Annotated in this window: 15 protein-coding genes and 1 pseudogene; 2 read left to right on the plus strand and 14 right to left on the minus strand. The window is 47.4% G+C overall.

All coding sequences use genetic code 11. The features are described from left to right. Nucleotides 1-79: 79 nt before the first annotated feature. Complete coding sequence (locus tag T359_RS0114470; RefSeq protein WP_026518091.1) at nt 80-1,306, minus strand: LL-diaminopimelate aminotransferase; 1,227 nt, start codon at nt 1,304-1,306, stop codon at nt 80-82. A 234-nt stretch (nt 1,307-1,540) separates the two neighbouring features. Here T359_RS0114470 and dapF point away from each other — a divergent pair, with 234 nt between their 5' ends. Continuing rightward, complete coding sequence (gene dapF / locus T359_RS0114475; protein ID WP_026518092.1) at nt 1,541-2,431, plus strand: diaminopimelate epimerase; 891 nt, start codon at nt 1,541-1,543, stop codon at nt 2,429-2,431. Nucleotides 2,432-2,507: 76 nt separating this feature from the next. On the opposite strand, the gene T359_RS0114480 is transcribed toward dapF, so the two are convergent. The 11 genes from T359_RS0114480 to T359_RS21775 all read right to left on the minus strand — a co-directional run bounded on the left by T359_RS0114480 (nt 2,508) and on the right by T359_RS21775 (nt 12,345). Next, nucleotides 2,508-3,347 carry a class I SAM-dependent DNA methyltransferase gene (locus tag T359_RS0114480; RefSeq protein WP_026518093.1) on the minus strand — a complete coding sequence of 280 codons (840 nt, stop codon included), beginning with the start codon at nt 3,345-3,347 and terminating at the stop codon, nt 2,508-2,510. 18 nt (nt 3,348-3,365) lie between these two features. Next, a complete protein-coding gene (locus T359_RS0114485) occupies nt 3,366-3,884 on the minus strand; it encodes a small multi-drug export protein (RefSeq protein WP_242839101.1) in 519 nt (172 codons plus the stop codon). A gap of 21 nt (nt 3,885-3,905) precedes the next feature. Further along, nucleotides 3,906-4,964: a histidinol-phosphate transaminase gene (gene hisC / locus T359_RS0114490; protein ID WP_035784591.1), complete on the minus strand. Its 1,059-nt coding sequence runs from the start codon at nt 4,962-4,964 to the stop codon at nt 3,906-3,908. A gap of 117 nt (nt 4,965-5,081) precedes the next feature. Continuing rightward, nucleotides 5,082-5,744: a hypothetical protein gene (locus tag T359_RS0114495; RefSeq protein WP_026518096.1), complete on the minus strand. Its 663-nt coding sequence runs from the start codon at nt 5,742-5,744 to the stop codon at nt 5,082-5,084. A gap of 19 nt (nt 5,745-5,763) precedes the next feature. Beyond that, the gene (locus tag T359_RS0114500) at nt 5,764-6,516 is read right to left on the minus strand and encodes a class B sortase (protein ID WP_026518097.1); all 753 of its coding nucleotides are present in this window, start codon (nt 6,514-6,516) and stop codon (nt 5,764-5,766) included. Between the two features lie 46 nt (nt 6,517-6,562). Beyond that, nucleotides 6,563-7,621 (minus strand): LCP family protein, encoded by a 1,059-nt coding sequence (locus T359_RS0114505; protein WP_242839102.1) that lies wholly within the window; start codon nt 7,619-7,621, stop codon nt 6,563-6,565. Between the two features lie 32 nt (nt 7,622-7,653). Further along, nucleotides 7,654-8,118, minus strand: a complete 465-nt coding sequence (locus T359_RS0114510) for a hypothetical protein (RefSeq protein ID WP_026518099.1) — start codon at nt 8,116-8,118, stop codon at nt 7,654-7,656. A 14-nt stretch (nt 8,119-8,132) separates the two neighbouring features. Beyond that, a complete protein-coding gene (locus tag T359_RS0114515; protein ID WP_026518100.1) occupies nt 8,133-8,966 on the minus strand; it encodes a polysaccharide biosynthesis tyrosine autokinase in 834 nt (277 codons plus the stop codon). Between the two features lie 11 nt (nt 8,967-8,977). After that, on the minus strand, nt 8,978-9,703 hold the full coding sequence (locus T359_RS0114520; protein ID WP_026518101.1) for a YveK family protein: 726 nt from the start codon (nt 9,701-9,703) through the stop codon (nt 8,978-8,980). Nucleotides 9,704-9,729: 26 nt separating this feature from the next. Next, complete coding sequence (locus T359_RS0114525) at nt 9,730-10,455, minus strand: CpsB/CapC family capsule biosynthesis tyrosine phosphatase (RefSeq protein WP_026518102.1); 726 nt, start codon at nt 10,453-10,455, stop codon at nt 9,730-9,732. A gap of 234 nt (nt 10,456-10,689) precedes the next feature. Beyond that, nucleotides 10,690-12,345 (minus strand): phage tail tip lysozyme, encoded by a 1,656-nt coding sequence (locus T359_RS21775; protein ID WP_051545469.1) that lies wholly within the window; start codon nt 12,343-12,345, stop codon nt 10,690-10,692. A 449-nt stretch (nt 12,346-12,794) separates the two neighbouring features. Here T359_RS21775 and T359_RS0114535 point away from each other — a divergent pair, with 449 nt between their 5' ends. Next, complete coding sequence (locus tag T359_RS0114535) at nt 12,795-12,977, plus strand: DUF4250 domain-containing protein (protein ID WP_026518103.1); 183 nt, start codon at nt 12,795-12,797, stop codon at nt 12,975-12,977. Between the two features lie 40 nt (nt 12,978-13,017). Here T359_RS0114535 and clpB read toward each other — a convergent pair whose 3' ends face one another. Then, nucleotides 13,018-15,621, minus strand: coding sequence for an ATP-dependent chaperone ClpB (gene clpB, locus T359_RS0114540; RefSeq protein ID WP_026518104.1), 2,604 nt, complete (start codon nt 15,619-15,621; stop codon nt 13,018-13,020). Nucleotides 15,622-15,928: 307 nt separating this feature from the next. Continuing rightward, nucleotides 15,929-16,159: pseudogene (locus T359_RS20565) on the minus strand (transposase); the annotation flags it as partial.

Below are 16,159 nucleotides of genomic sequence, written 5' to 3' on the forward strand. Positions count from 1 at the left end.
TCATTTTTTTCGATTGTTACGACAATAGTAAAAAGTGGTCCGAAACCGCAGGGTTACGGACCACTTTGTTAAGATTGATTTAAAGATTTTTAATTCTGTTAAGAGCTTCTACGCTATTTTCATAACTGCCAAAAGCAGTAAGTCTGAAATAATGTTCTCCGCTGGGTCCAAAACCTGATCCCGGTGTTCCGACCAACCCGGCATTTTCAAGAAGATAATCAAAGAACTCCCAACTGGTCATGCCATCCTTTGTCTTAAGCCACACGTAAGGGGAATTGACTCCGCCGTATACTGTGTAGCCCGCATCCTTGAGCCCGTTAAGGATAAAGGAAGCATTCTTCATGTAGCCCGCAACCATCTGTTTTATCTGAGCCTTACCCTCAGGAGTATAGCAGGCCTCTCCGGCTCTCTGTACAATGTAGGGAGCGCCGTTATATTTGGTGCCGTGTCTTCTTGCCCAGAGGCTGTGCATCTGAACCTCGCTGCCGTTATATTTTACCTTCAGGTCATGAGGTATAACTGTGGCAGCAAGACGAAGTCCGGTAAAGCCCGCATTCTTGGAGAAGGAACGAAGCTCTATGGCGCAGGTTCTTGCGCCTTCACATTCAAAGATGGAATGAGGAACATTTTCCTCTGAAATATATGCCTCATAGGCGGCGTCGAAAATTATTACAGAGCCATTCTTATTGGCATAGTCAACCCAAACCTGAAGCTGATCCTTTGTGATGGCAGTTCCGGTGGGGTTATTTGGAAAGCACAGATAAATGATATCCGGCACTTCCTTGGGAAGCTCCGGCGAAAAGCCGTTCTCCTCGGTGCTGGGCATATAGATCACATTGCTCCACATGCCGGTCTGGGCATCATAATCTCCGCATCTTCCTGACATTACATTGGAATCCACATATACAGGATATACAGGGTCACAGACAGCGATCTTGGAGTCTTTTGCAAAGATCTCCTGAATGTTGCCAGAATCGGACTTGGCACCGTCTGAGATAAAGATCTCATCATCAGCTATATCGCAGCCTCTGCTTCTGAAGTCGTTCTCCGCCATGGCATGACGCAGGAACTCATATCCAAGATCCGGTGCATAGCCTCTGAAGGTGGCGGGATCTGCCTGCTCGTCAACGGCCTTATGAAGAGCCTCGATCACCGCAGGGGGAAGGGGCTGAGTTACATCACCGATTCCAAGTCTTATGATATTCTTCTCGGGATGGGCAGCCTGGTATGCGTTTACTTTTTTGCCGATGGTGCTGAAAAGATAGCTTCCCGGCAGCTTCAGATAATCATCATTTGGTCTGAACATAATTAACTCCTTTTCTGTTTGATTTAAGAATATTGAAAAAAAGGGACGTCAATAAGCTGCCACGGAATCCATCTGTCCGAAGCAGTTTTTGACGTCCACCCCATTGTGAACATATTCTGGAAAAGATTTTACACTACATCTGTATAATTGTATACATTTTTATTGTGAATAATTCTTAAACTGTGCTAATATGATTCTAAACTAAGAGCAGAGAGCGGAGGTGCGCCTATGAAGATAAGTTTTACCAAGATGCAGGGTTGTGGAAATGATTATGTTTATATAGACGGTGGAAAAGAAATTATTCCTCAGGAAAAGAAGTCTGAGCTGGCGGTGAAGGTTTCCGACAGACATTTTGGAATCGGATCCGATGGACTTATCTTTATAAATCCAGTGGAGGACCCGGATATAGATTTTGAGATGGAGATGTATAACGCGGACGGCTCCAGATCCGAGATGTGCGGAAACGGTATCCGCTGCGTAGCCAAGTTTGTATATGACAAGGGACTTACCGATAAGAAGAAGCTCACCATCGTAAGCGCCGGCAAGAAAAAGTACATCGACCTGACAGTGGGGGCAGATAATCTTGTGGAGTCAGTTAAGGTTGATATGGGTGCTCCGATTTTGGAAGCAACTGAGGTTCCGGTGGCTGTGCCCGGTGAGTGCATAACCGCATCTTCCGAGTATGGCAATCATGTAATCGATGCTCCCATCGAGGCAGCGGGAAAAACATGGCATATGACATGCGTGTCAATGGGAAACCCTCATGCGGTTGTATTTCTTCCTGATGATATGGACCTTGCTACTTTTGATATAGAACACTACGGTCCTATGTTTGAGAATCATGAGTATTTCCCGAGACGAATCAATACAGAGTTCGTCAAGGTGGATGATAAGAATAATGTTCACATGCGAGTATGGGAAAGAGGCACCGGCGAGACCCTGGCCTGCGGCACAGGCTGCTGCGCCACCACCGTGGCCTGCATTCTGAACAAGCATACCGATTCAAAGGTTACCGTCCATGTCCTTGGGGGCGATATCACCTGCAGCTGGGACGGTGGCAAGAAGTCACCTGTTATTATGGAAGGACCGGCTACTACAGTGTTTGAAGGAACGATTGAAGTATAAGTGAAACGGAGAAATGGACCTGGGGGACGGGGGTATTTCCACCCCGTCCCCTAGGTCCATTTCCACGTCCTAAAGACTATTTGCCGCACTCTCTTGCGACAATATATATTCTCTCACTGTCTTCGTCGGGCTCGCCCTGGCTGTCCGCATCAATGGCTGTCACAAACTCAAGGCCTGCGGCTTCAACAAAGCCCTTCATCTCCTCCAGAGTGTAACCCCTCTGGTAGTGAGTCTCGTTAAATCTCTTGAAGATTTCTTCCTTTTCATCAGTTCTCACGAATATGGTCAGGTCATATTCATTCACATGCTCTTCTTCGTGATAATAGTTTTCCCAGATAAAGCTGCAATCCTCGCGGTTCTCTGCAATTGTGGTATCACCGATGACATCCCTGTACTTGTGAAGGGTGTTGAAATCGAAGATAAATATGCCCTTGGGGAAAAGAAAATTGTTAACCAGCTTAAAGGTCTCGATGATTTCGTCATCCTCAAGAACATAATTGACACTGTCGCAGACACTGACAATGGTGCCGGCGGTGCAGTACAGATCAAGCTCTCTCATGTCCTGCTCCAGGTACATGATGTTAAGGCCCTTCTCCATGGCCTTGTTCCTTGCTATGTTCAGCATGTCCGCGGAGATATCGGTACCCATGATGTCGTAGCCCTTTTTAGCCAGAACCTCAGTAAAACTGCCGGTTCCACAACCCAGCTCCACCACCAGATTGCGCTCCTGCTCCAGAGCCTTCTCGGTGTCTTCTTCCTCTTCTGAGATATCCTCAGGGGCTGCGTTTTCATCTGTATAGGGCCTGCTCACACCGTATTTTCCGATAAGTCCCGCAACAAAATCACCCCATACATCGTATGGGGTTTCATCCATGAAAGTATCATATACACTTGCAAACTCGCTGTATGCTTCCATTATTAATCCTCTAAGGCATCAGCCTGCAATACCAAACCATGCTCCGAATCCGAGAATACAAAGTACGCTGACAATAACAGCAGCCAGTGCGATTCCGGAAACAACAGCAAGAACTGTCTTCTTGAAATCCATATCAAGAATAGAAGCTGCCAGGGTTCCTGTCCAGGCTCCAGTTCCGGGAAGAGGGATACCTACAAACAAAAGAAGTGCCACAAAGAGGCCCTGTCCTGCCTTGGACTGAAGCTTCTTTCCACCCTTTTCGCCCTTCTCAAGGCAGAAGGTAAAGAAGCCGCCGATAACAGGCTTATCCTTTCCCCACTCAAGAACCTTTCTTGCGAAGAAATAAATAAGAGGAACGGGAATCATATTGCCTATTGCAATAAGGATATATCCCAGCAGAAGGTTAAAACCTGTTCCTGTGTGGTTAAATCCATATGCAAAAGGAATTGCTCCTCTAAGCTCAACCAGCGGAACCATAGAAGTAATAAATACAAAAATGTACTGTCCGATCAGTGACTCTTTGAAAAATGCTAACATAAAAATCTGCTCCTTACATAGTTAATTGCCAAGACATTCCTTAAGAACAGAAATGAGCTTATCCATCTCCTCGTCAGTGCCTACAGAGATTCTGAGGTACTCACTTATTCTTTCAGGTTTATCAAAGCGACGCACTATTATATCATGTGAGCGCAGATAATCAAATATTTCTTTGCCGGGCTTTTGTGGGTGACGGGCAAAGATAAAATTGGTGGCTGAATCACCGAATTCAAAGCCCAGAGCCTTCAGCTCTTTCTTTGTTTTTTCTCTTGTGGCAACCACTTTGGCAGTTGTCTCTTCAAAGTACTCCTTATCCCTCATGGAGGCTGCTCCCAGAGTCAGAGAGGGCATGTTCATGGTATAGGAGTTAAAAGAGAACTTGTCATCGGATAAATATTTAATAAGTTTCTTACTTCCAAAGGCATAGCCGATGCGAAGTCCTGCCAGTGACCTGGATTTGGAATAGGTCCTTACCACCAGCAGATTGTCATATTTATCTATAAGAGGAAGGGCTGTCTCGGCGCCGAAGTCCACATAGGCCTCATCAACTATGACAACCACGTCAGAATTATTTTTAATAATTTCCTCTATGGCATCGAGAGGAAGCTTAACTCCGGTGGGAGCGTTGGGATTGGCTATAACAACGCCGCCGTTTTCTCCGAAGTAGTCCCCGGGCTCGATGGTGAAATCATCCTTAAGAGGGATCTGCCTGTAGGGGATCCTGTAAAGGTCCGCCCAGACATCATAAAAGGAATATGTAATATCCGGGAAAAGAATCGGCTTATCTGAGTTAAAGAAAGTAAGAAAAGCCATGGCCAGTACATCATCGGAGCCTACGCCCACGAATACGTTATCCTTATCCACACCGTAAAAAGAAGCTATTGCCTCCACAAGCCCGCTACAGGTTGGATCCGGATACTTCCTGTAATCCTCGAGACAGATCTCCTCGTAAGCTCTATAAACAAGAGGTGACGGCGGATAGGGGTTCTCGTTGGTATTAAGCTTTATAATATTCTTTATCTTGGGCTGCTCCCCGGGTGTATAAGGTACAACTTTTCTGACATTCTCTTCCCAGCTCATAATATCTCCTCATTAATTCAAAATCCCCTTCATTATATAGCGGCACTCTACTAAAGTAAAGTGAAAAAGGGCCGGTCCCCAGACCGGCCCCAAATATGTAAAGTATGATAATTATTCTCAACCTGATACAGCTGCAAGAACAGGAACACGGATGAATGCCAGTGTGCCGTGTCTTGTCATATTAACAACAACGTGGTCCTTGCGGATCTCAGCGGTAGGAAGCTGAACCCAGTTGTTACCCTGAATCTGATATACTGCGATGTTGTCACCGGCCTGAACGCCGCTGATATAGAAATTAACCTTAGCGTTACTGAAGCTTGCTCCGGGAGAGCTGGTGGTTATGCAGTTGATAAGAGAACCGCCCAAAGATGCTGCAAGAGCATTGGCCTGTGTAACCTGTCCGCCGTTGGCGCCTGAGATCTTAAAAGTAACATTGCTTCTGCCACCGTTGATCTCAACATGTCCGCCCTGAGCTATAACATTGCCTCCATAGTTAACGGCATTATTCTTGGAGTAAACATCAGGCTGCTGATAAGCTGCTCCGCCACCACCTGATGACTTCTGGGCCTGAGGCTTGCTATTTGCCTGCTGGCTGGCCTTTATTGTGTTCTGAAGGCTCTTGATCCTTTTGGTGAGCTTTTGAATCTCTTCCTCCATTCTCTTGATATCCTCAGCCGTCACGCTGGATGATCCGCCGGTATCACTGCTCGCAGCGTAGGTACACAATGTGGTTGAAGCAAACATCACACAAGCGATCAATAAAGCCAGTAATCTTTTCATTTCTTACGCCTCCATTCTTTTACTCAGGTTCTGAATAATCTACAACCCTGTCAACGGTGCCGTTCATGTCTGCCGCAAGGCACCCGATGACCACCGTCTGTTTCCCCGTTCCCACCTCATCAATGGTGGAAAGGGTGATGATGAAATTCTCGGGTGCAAGGCCTTCTTCCCAGCCCTGCCTTACGTTTTTTCCCATGCTCTTGCCGGAGTAGATCTCGTCAATAAACTCCTGGCATCCGTATGCATAAGAAAAATCATATTCCTCAATAAGTCTTGTATTTCTTCTCTGAAAAGCCGCCATAACCACATATACCAGCACAGTATCCTGTGTATACATGTAAATATACTGATGGTCCTCAAAAAAGGTCCTGTCCAAAAACTTATTCAGATCGGAAAACATTGAATTGTCTTCCAGCGTTTTTCCGTGCAAAACCTCATTGAAGTCGCACATGTTTTTCTGATTGGCCGCTTCAATATATATGGCGCCCTTTGGGTCTTCCACCCCCTTGGCGTTATGGTTTTTGTAAAAGGAGTCGTCTCCCTGACTGCTTTGAAGCACCGGATAATCAATTCCTGTGCCCGGTACATAGACCCAGCCGAAGATATCGCTGTTTTCCGCCACGAGATCCGGAAAATAGACGAAGGAATCCGCAGCGGACTCGCTTTCAACAGCACTTTTGCTGCTTTCCTTCGCAGAATCCAAAGGAGCTTCCTTCACCCCACAACCGCCAATCAGCATAACCGCCAGCACTATGGTTATAATGCTTTTCATGGTTATCCTATCTATGTATTTATATCGGCACCTTATACTCATTTATTTAGTCCACATTTTCAACTTTTTCATAAAAAACTTCGATTATGGTCCTGTAGAGATCATCCTGATCCACATGGAACTCCTCAAACTCTCCGGTCTTCTTGGTCTCGCCGTCTATCATCATGAAATCCGTGGCATCAAAATCATAATCTATGAGCTCCGGAGCAAGATAGCTGACCTCATCAATGGAGATATCAGTGACCATTTTTTCGGAAATGGCTTTGAATAGATTCACTGCCATGTCTTTATCATCTGCAGCTGTGGCCCTGGCGGCCTTTATAAATCCGTTGAGGTACTGGCGCTGCCTCTCAAGACGTCTGTCATTGGAGCCAAACTGAGTAAGATCCCTGGTCTTTACATAATGAAAGGCGCTCATGCCCTCAAGATGGACCTGCTCCCCTTTTTTCAGTGTCTTGTCCCACTTGGTGAGGTCCTCCAGAACTGTCACATCAACACCGCCCACCTGGTCGTTGATTATGGGAATGGCGCTCATGTTGATGGCGGCATAGCCATGGATAGGCAGCTGATAAAACATGTTGGAGACAGCCTTCACCTGATACTCGCAGCTCTCCTCCATGCCGTTGCCAAAGCCGTGCTGGGTGGCGATCTGGGCTATGACGGTGGTCATATATCTCCCGTATTCGTCATAGACATCCACGTCCGTCATGCTGTTTCTGTTTATTCCTATGATATTGATATTCCTGGTGTGGGGATTAAGGACCAGCAAAAAGAGTCCGTCGGCCTGCCCTCCGTCAGTTCCTTCCTGAACCTCGGTGACAGTCTCGTCGTTTTTGTCGATTCCCATTATAAGAAAGGTTGTTATATCTTCGTTGTAATCGTAAACTTCTCCGTTGTATCTTATCCAGTCGGATTCCCAGGACGCACCCTCAGCGGGAGCCTGCACTTCCTCAGACTGAACCATAATAGGCGCAGTCGTAGCAGACTTGGCATCAAGATTCGATTTTCCCAGATACCTCATTGCTTCGATTCCTACCAGGGCTCCTGCTATGAAAGTCATAAGCACAGCCCACACAATGAGGAAAACTCTGCCTTTTCCGCCCATAGGCACCTCGCGCAATCACCTTGTAATCAGGCTTAGTTTCCTTCTGATTCCTCCTGGGACGATCCCGATGCAGATGAAGCTGCATCGAAGCTTGCAGCTTCGTAGTGCACTTCCGGAACCTCAGCATCCTCAATTATCTCGGAAGAATCTCCGTTGTCGTCTATGTCAGCAATATCCGCCGGGAAAACTCTGGACTGCTTGGTAACATTTCCGCTGCGATCAGCAACGGCATAGTATACCACTGCCGTCTCCGCCTCTCTGTTAAGGACCACCTTTTCCACAACTATTCTGGAAGTAAGGTCTCCGTCCTTGGCATCATAGGCGTTTACCCCGACTATCAGATCGCCATCCTTTGTCTCGGAATCATAGATAAGATCCACCGCAGAAAATCTGAACTCCGGCGCAATCCTGTCACTTCTTCCGAAAGCAATGACGATCAGTGCGATAAGAACTCCGCTTAGTATTGTAAAAAAGACCCCCAGTAAATTACTTCTCACTTTTTCCTCCAGCCTTAATCTTTACGGGTTACTCCTGCCAGATAATTGAGCTCATCAAGATCATCTTCATCCGGCGCAGGTGTGGGAGCCGGCCTAGATCTTGTGGCTGCTGCCACATTCTGGTTATCCTCGCCGTACCTGCCGTAATACTTGCCGTAGTACTTGCCGTAATATTTGCCGTAATAACTGCCGTAATGGCCATAATAGCCTTTTCCTGTAATATCAACCTTGTTAAGAACAACCCCCAGCATCTTGGCTCCGGCCTTGTCCAGCTGATCCTTTACCCTCTGGGCAAATCTGTAACTGATGGAATTGCTCTCCACCACCATTATGGTGCCATCGCACTGCTTGGCCACCACAGCGGCATCGATAACGCTGCCGAGAGGTGGAGTATCTATAATGATATAGTCAAATACCTGCTTCATATTCTCCAGTGCCTTGCCGAAGATCCTTCCTCCCAGAAGTTCGCTGGGGTTAGGTGGCACCGGGCCGCTGAAGATAACGTAGAGGTTCGGTGTGTCCGTCTCGCATATGACGCTGGACAGCCTCTCTCTTCCGACCAGGCAGTGGGTAAGGCCCAGGCGGACACTTCCCGTCTTATATCTGCCCACCAGCACCGACTTTCTCATATCCGCATCCACCAGCACTGTCTTTTTTCCGGCCTCCGCAAAGGCTCTTGCAAGTGCCATGGCCACTGTGGTCTTTCCCTCACCGGGAGTACAGCTGGTAACGGATATGACCCTGACATTCTGTCCGGAGAATTCCACATTACTTCTAAGGGTTTTGTAGGCTTCTTTTATCTGATAGTTGTTTTCAGACTGACTGAAATGAAGCTTCGCGCTCTGCATGTTTACCCCCGTTACTTATGTTTGCTCTTTTTAGACTTCTTTTTATCCATCTCCTCAGTGGTCAGCGGAATCAGCGCCAGTGTGCTCATTCCGAGGTACCTCTCCACGTCGTCGTTGCTCTTTATGGTATCGTCAAGAAGATATCCCAGCACCACGAAAAATGCTATAAAGACAGCTCCCAGAAAACCTGCTATCACCGTCCATCTGGCCACGCTGGGACTTGATTTCTTGGTGGGAACATTGGCTGTCTCCGCCACATTGATGGCGTCGATATCCATAACATTGGTAATATGCTCACTGGCTACCTCTCTGATACAGTTGGCGATCTTCATGGCCATGAGCGGATCCTCGTCCTTGGCTGTGATAGCCACGATTCGTGTATCGGAAGGGGTGTCCACCCTGAGCACATCCGAAAGGTCGTCGTAGGTGGTATCAATCAGATTGAGTCTCTGAATAACCTCCTCCAAAACGTACCTGCTCTTGATCAGCTCTGCATAATCCTGGGTCAGCTGAGTCGAGATCTGCACGTCGGAATAGGTGACGGTCTGATTTTCCTCTTTATTCAAAATGTAGATCTTGGTGGTGGACTCATAAACGGGATGAATCACAAACTTGCTAAGAAACAGTCCCGCCAGAGCAAAAAAGACCCCCGCGCTGATAATGAGAAAAGCCCTTGCAAGTAATACCGAAAACAGTTCCCCAAGATTGATTTCAATTATGTCGTCCTTGTTCCCCATTAATTACCCCTGTTTTTTGTTTGCACTTAGATGATCTCGTTATGTATCACAGACAGCGGATTGTCGTAGAAAAGCCGATCCGCCGTATCAAGTCCATACTTTCTTTCAACATACTTCCTGCACTCAGCCAGATGCGGAGCGCGTCTTACGGTGTCATGGGCATCCGTTGCCACAAAATGCACCAGATCCTCTTTTATCAGCTTTTTGGTAAAATGGGCTGTTCCAAAGCCATATTTTCCCATAATGCTGTTGGCATTTACCTGAATATAACATCCCATATCCACCAGGTCCCTGACATAGGCCGGATGGGATACTACATCACTGTATCTCTCCACATGGGCAAGAACAGGAGTAAAGCCAGCTCCCTGAACCTGGTAAAGAGCATTGTGGATGGCTTTGTAGGGGTTGGTGGGATGAAACTCCACCAACACATAATCGGAACCTGCCAGAGTACAGATATTGCCACATTCCAGGTCCGCCATGGTGTCATCACTGAAATACATCTCATTTCCAGAGTACAGGTTTACATTTATCCCGTTGTCCCAGGCCACCTCCTGAAGCTTTTGCCTGTAGGCTGCGTTGTGTTTGGGACTTACATTGTGGTGCATGGGTTTATGATGAGGAGTAAGAATGATATTTCTTACTCCGCTTTCCACAGCTATCTTCAGCATCTTCAGACTTGTGTCTGTGTCAGGCGAGCCATCATCGACTCCCGGCATAATGTGACAGTGAATATCTATGGATTCAAGCATTAATCGCTCCTGTGTTAGGATACAAATCCTTTATTTTTGCGGTCTTCGCAATCCGAATCTTTGCAAAGGCGCACAAATATATATGATATAACATAATAATTATACACCTGTTAAATTATCCCTTTCAACATTGTGTGCCAGTTTATAAATATTTAATCAAGATATTGGGCCACAAAAAATGCAGCAGATGCCATTAGCACCTGCTGCCACACCAAAATAAAATATATAGTGAACTTAGCTAAGTTCCTCACCAAACATGTTCTCTTTGTACCAGAAATTAGCTGCATCTCTTCTCTGCTGGAGATCAAGTTCATAATTTCCGGACTCTTCTGACCACAGGAATCTCTCCCAGTCGATGTGGTTCTCGCCGGGCTGGCCAATACTGCTTACATCATAAGCTGCCTTGGTGGCATATCCTGCAGTTGGATCATATTTATCGCATACAAAGTCAGTGGCATCAACAAAGTCTGTCATGCCCTTGAGCTGTTCTACGCCGTCTGCGCCAAGTCTGTTGTACATATCCTTATTAACAAGGAACTGGATCTGAACATCGAGATCTGTGGGATCCTTGCCAAGAGTCTTTGCAAAAACAACAAGAGCATCCTTTCTGTCGCCGCTCCAGGCTCCGATGCCGATTGCTCCCTGATTTTCAAGCCATGCTGTGTTGAAGCCGCTCTCGGTCTCAAGGTTTCCAAGGATTGCAGCTGCTGCCTCAGGGGAATATCCCTCTTTGATAAGGGCCTGATAGATCCTGTTTGCAGCAAGCTTGTCTCCAACGCTGACATAGTTGTCATTAAGAAGAATGTCCTTGAGAGTTCCAAGTCTTGCAGCTGCCATCTGGCTGCCTGCGCCCATGCCTGAACCCATGCCTGCGCCGCTGCCGCCACCTGCTGCTCCGCCGTGACCGCCATTGCCGACATTGCTGTCATGACCGCTCTCTGCATAATCAGATCTGCTTCCTGACTCACGTCCGTATCCGTTATCGCTTTCTCTCTCGTAGCCTGATTCATGGCTTGCGCTGTCTGAACCTGATTCAGAACCGCTTCCTGATCCTGAGCCGCTTCCTTTTCTGCGCTCTACTACAGCTTCTAATTCGTCAGTCTTGGGGCCCTTATCTTCTGAACCTGAGCCACCGTTGCCATTACCATTTCCATTGCCGTTTCCGTTACCGTTGCCGTTACCGTTTCCATTGCCGGAACCATTTCCGTTGCCGTTTCCGGAACCATTTCCGCTGCCGTTACCGTTTCCATTGCCGGAACCATTTCCGTTGCCGTTTCCGGAACCATTTCCGCTGCCGCTACCGTTTCCATTGCCGGAACCATTTCCGGAACCATTTCCGTTACCGTTGCCATTGCCGTTACCGGAGCCGTTTCCGCTGCCATTGCCATTGCCGTTACCGGAGCCGTTTCCGCTGCCATTGCCAGTGCCGTTACCGTTTCCGGAACCATTTCCGTTGCCGGAGCCGTTATCGTTACCGTTTCCGGAACCATTTCCGCTGCCGTTACCGTTGCCATTGCCGGAGTCATTTCCGTTGCCTCCGTTGCCGTTGCCTCCATTACCACCGTTGCCACCTTCGCCGCCATCTGTGTTGGTGGGGCCTACATTATAATTTCCGGCGGGCTTGATGTTGGAGAAAATAGTATCCTCAGTTCTGATATATTGGGTTGCTATATAATCAAGGGCCTCAGAATATGCTGCGGCCTTAGTTGAATAACGGTTCATTCTTCCTGCAAGATGCTTAACTGCGGGCTTAAGAATAAACAGAGACAAATCAAGCTCTTCTGCCAGATTATCTGTTTCATTTGCCATTCTGCCAAGATTTGATGAAATCTCCTGATATACAACTGCCTGCTGTCTGAGTGTCTCAGGATTAACTCTGAATTTTCCCATAATAATACCTTTTCCATACCGATGCATTGCTGCACCTATTTTTTCTATGATGATACTAACATATTGGGGAGACAAATGGGGGATTTCTGACGAAATGACATTGAAATCGGACGAATAACATTTTTTTCTTTTTTGAGGTGGGTTTTATTAATGGTGGAAGGGGAGGGGCATGGGGAAGTGCAACTATACTCGCATCGCCCCGCTCCCTGATTCAGGGCACTGCAGATAAGTCAGCCGGGCTCGTTTCGCGTTGCTCAGAACACTCGCCCGTCTGATTACCTGCAGCACTCCTGAATCATGGTCGCGTTTCGAATGTCTCGCATAGTTGCACTTCCCCATGCCCCTCCCCTTCCCCCAGCCATAGTCTACGAATCCCCATTCAAAAACGGTTCTTTTACTGCTTAAGTGAAATAATGTGGTACACTATTGTAAAAAAACGGGAGGCGCTTATGATTCCAAAAGATCCGGTAATGCTGCTTAGTTTTATGAATATGAAACTCAGGGATAACTATTCAAGCCTGGATGCCATGTTCGAGGACATAGATATTTCAGCGGAGGAACAGAAGGAGATTGTTGAGAAGCTGAAAGGCATTGGATATGTTTATGATTCTGAGAAGAATCAATTTTCGTAACATAAGAAACGGCCCCGGTTAACCGGAGCCGTTTTTGTTTTTAGTGAACAGCGTGTGCTGTAAGTTGTGCTTCTTCACCGCTTCCAACCACATCGAATTCGATGGTTTCATGGGGCTTGACCTTGTCCTCAAGGATGAGCCTTGCGGAAAGGGTCTCCACATATTTCTGGATGTAGCGCTTAAGAGGTCTTGCGCCGTAAATGGGATCATAGGCATTGTCTATCACAAAGTTTTCAGCTGCAGGAGTAAGTCTAATGCTTATCTCTCTGTCTGAAAGACGTTTGTTCAGATCATCAACGATAAGCTTGATGATGCCGCCAATGTTGTTCTTGGTCAGAGGTTTGAACATAATGATCTCATCAAGTCTGTTGAGGAACTCAGGTCTGAAGTGGCCCCTTAAGTCCTCCATGGTGTCATTCTCCGCTTCTTCGCTGATGGTGCCGTCAGGTCTTATTCCATCCAGCAGATACTGAGCTCCGATATTGGAGGTCATGATAAGTATTGTATTCTTGAAGTCCACAGTCCTTCCCTGGGAGTCTGTAATTCTTCCGTCATCCAGAACCTGCAGAAGAATGTTGAAGACATCGGGATGGGCTTTTTCTATTTCGTCAAAAAGAACTACGGCGTAGGGCTTTCTTCTGACAGCCTCTGTCAGCTGGCCACCCTCTTCGTATCCCACATATCCGGGAGGCGCTCCGATAAGTCTGGAGACGCTGTACTTCTCCATATACTCACTCATGTCAATTCTGACCATGTTGTTCTCATCATCAAAGAGGGCCTGAGCAAGGCTCTTGGCAAGCTCTGTCTTACCAACACCGGTAGGTCCCAGGAACAGGAAGGAACCGATGGGCTTGCTGGGATCCTTGATTCCTGCCTTGGATCTCATGATAGCCTCGGAAACCTTGGTCACCGCATCATCCTGTCCGATGACACGAAGGTGCAGCTCATCTGCCAGATGAAGGGTCTTGTTCCTCTCGCTCTCAGTGAGCTTATTTACTGGGATTCCGGTCCATCTGCTGATGATGCCCGCAATCTCATCCTCGGATACTCTCTCATGGACAAGGGCGGTGTCGTTCTCTTTAAGTCTGACCTCTTCCTCTGCCTCCTCCAGCTGCTTCTTAAGGGCAGGGAGCTTGCCGTACTGCAGCTCTCCGGCCTTCTCGTAGTCGCCGTTACGCTGGGCAATGGCAATCTCGGAATTGATGGTATCTATCTGCTCACGCATGGCTGCCAGTCTGTCCACAGCCTCTTTTTCATTGGACCACTGAGCCTTCTGGGTATCGAACTCCTCACGAAGCTCAGCCAACTCCTTCTGAAGATTCTTAAGCCTCTCAACGCTTAAGGAATCATCCTCCTTCTTAAGGGCAGCCTCCTCGATCTGCATCTGCATGATCTTGCGGTTCAGCTCATCCAGCTCCGCAGGCATGGAATCCATCTCGGTCTTGATAAGGGCACAGGCCTCATCCACCAAGTCGATGGCCTTGTCGGGAAGGAATCTGTCGGAAATATATCTGTTGGAAAGAACTGCAGCGCTCACAAGGGCTGAGTCCATGATCTTAACACCGTGGAATACCTCATATCTCTCCTTGAGGCCACGAAGAATACTGATGGTATCCTCAACAGTGGGCTCCTCCACCATTACAGGCTGGAAACGTCTCTCCAGGGCCGCATCCTTCTCAATATACTGCCTGTATTCGTTCAGTGTGGTGGCGCCGATACAGTGAAGCTCGCCTCTTGCCAGCATGGGCTTGAGCATATTGCCCGCATCCATGGCGCCGTCGGTCTTGCCGGCTCCCACAATGAGATGAAGCTCATCGATAAAAAGAATGATCTCTCCGTCGGAATTCTTAACATCCTCAAGGACAGCCTTAAGTCTCTCCTCGAACTCACCTCTGTACTTGGCACCGGCCACAAGGGCTCCCATGTCCAGGGAAAAGATCTTCTTGTCCTTAAGGGCAGTGGGCACATCCCCACCTGCTATTCTCTGGGCCAAAGCCTCTACAACGGCAGTCTTACCAACGCCGGGCTCACCGATGAGAACAGGGTTGTTCTTGCTCTTTCTGGAAAGGATCCTGATGACATTCCTTATCTCAGTATCTCTGCCAATGACAGGATCTAGCTTCTGCCTTCTGGCCTTCTCCACCAGCTCTGTTCCATATTTGTTCAAAGTGTCATAGGTGGCCTCGGGATTGTCAGTGGTGACATTCCTGTTGCCCCTTACCTCTGAAAGAACCTGAAGGAATCTGTTCCTGTCGATTCCAAAGCTCTGAAGGATATCCTTCACCTCTCTGCCAGGCTTCTTCAGCACAGCCATAAAAAGGTGCTCCACGGAAACATATTCATCTCCCAGGGCCTTGGCCTCATCCTCTGCGGAGAGAAGCGCCTTGTTAAGGTCGGAGCCCACATAGGGATGCCCGCCCTGGACCTTGGGTCTTTTCTTAATGCCCTGCTCTATCCTGTCGATAAAAGCATTGCGGTCCACTCCCATCTTCTCCACCAGTTTGGCAATAAGGCTGTCCTCAATGGTCATAAGGGCATATAAGAGATGCTCCTGCTCGATCTCCTGATTGCCGTACTCAAGGGCAATCTTCTCGCAGCCGTTTACCGCTTCTATGGACTTTTGTGTAAACTTCTGTATATTCATAAGCGCCTCCTGTTTCAGCGTAAAAACATTTGCTTGTTAGTATTGTTCTATTACAACTATAACACATCTATTTCCCATGTCAATACCACAGAGGTTGTTATCATTCACATTTTTTGCTTTTGTGCCGATCCCCTGGAGCCTGATATGATATTCAAGACCTTAGAAAGGCTGGTTCAGTAAAGAACCAGCCTCAGACTGTAGACAAAGTGGTCCTGAGAGCGTAGCTCTCAAGACCATTTTTCTTTTTCGCGAGTGTTTTATTGATAATAAAGGATAGAAACGGCCTCTATCAGGCCATCTCTAACCGCCATTCATGCTTGATTCTTGCAAGCTTTTTCAGATTCATACACGCAAATGTAAGCGCGACCTTCATTTCCATCCGCGCCTTGCCATACATCTGCGTATATCTGAATCCGTGGTTCTCTTTAGCTGTTCCAAAGATTCTCTCTATTGTTTCTTTTCTGTGAGAATAGAGATCCTTCATTCCTTCTGTGTACCTTATATCCTCACATTCTTCCATGTAATCTTCCCAGATATG

The sequence above is a fragment of the Butyrivibrio sp. MC2021 genome (assembly GCF_000621605.1).
In the GTDB taxonomy this organism is placed as follows: domain Bacteria; phylum Bacillota; class Clostridia; order Lachnospirales; family Lachnospiraceae; genus Butyrivibrio.

Excerpts from the sequence above, each read along its gene's own strand:
- T359_RS0114470 (WP_026518091.1), bottom strand. The coding sequence starts at position 1,306 with ATGTTCAGACCAAATGATGATTATCTGAAGCTGCCGGGAAGCTATCTT.
- T359_RS0114480 (WP_026518093.1), bottom strand. The coding sequence starts at position 3,347 with ATGGAAGCATACAGCGAGTTTGCAAGTGTATATGATACTTTCATGGAT.
- T359_RS0114485 (WP_242839101.1), bottom strand. The coding sequence starts at position 3,884 with ATGTTAGCATTTTTCAAAGAGTCACTGATCGGACAGTACATTTTTGTA.
- hisC (WP_035784591.1), bottom strand. The coding sequence starts at position 4,964 with ATGAGCTGGGAAGAGAATGTCAGAAAAGTTGTACCTTATACACCCGGG.
- T359_RS0114495 (WP_026518096.1), bottom strand. The coding sequence starts at position 5,744 with ATGAAAAGATTACTGGCTTTATTGATCGCTTGTGTGATGTTTGCTTCA.
- T359_RS0114500 (WP_026518097.1), bottom strand. The coding sequence starts at position 6,516 with ATGAAAAGCATTATAACCATAGTGCTGGCGGTTATGCTGATTGGCGGT.
- T359_RS0114505 (WP_242839102.1), bottom strand. The coding sequence starts at position 7,621 with ATGGGCGGAAAAGGCAGAGTTTTCCTCATTGTGTGGGCTGTGCTTATG.
- T359_RS0114515 (WP_026518100.1), bottom strand. The coding sequence starts at position 8,966 with ATGCAGAGCGCGAAGCTTCATTTCAGTCAGTCTGAAAACAACTATCAG.
- T359_RS0114520 (WP_026518101.1), bottom strand. The coding sequence starts at position 9,703 with ATGGGGAACAAGGACGACATAATTGAAATCAATCTTGGGGAACTGTTT.
- T359_RS0114525 (WP_026518102.1), bottom strand. The coding sequence starts at position 10,455 with ATGCTTGAATCCATAGATATTCACTGTCACATTATGCCGGGAGTCGAT.
- T359_RS21775 (WP_051545469.1), bottom strand. The coding sequence starts at position 12,345 with ATGGGAAAATTCAGAGTTAATCCTGAGACACTCAGACAGCAGGCAGTT.
- T359_RS0114535 (WP_026518103.1), top strand. The coding sequence starts at position 12,795 with ATGATTCCAAAAGATCCGGTAATGCTGCTTAGTTTTATGAATATGAAA.
- clpB (WP_026518104.1), bottom strand. The coding sequence starts at position 15,621 with ATGAATATACAGAAGTTTACACAAAAGTCCATAGAAGCGGTAAACGGC.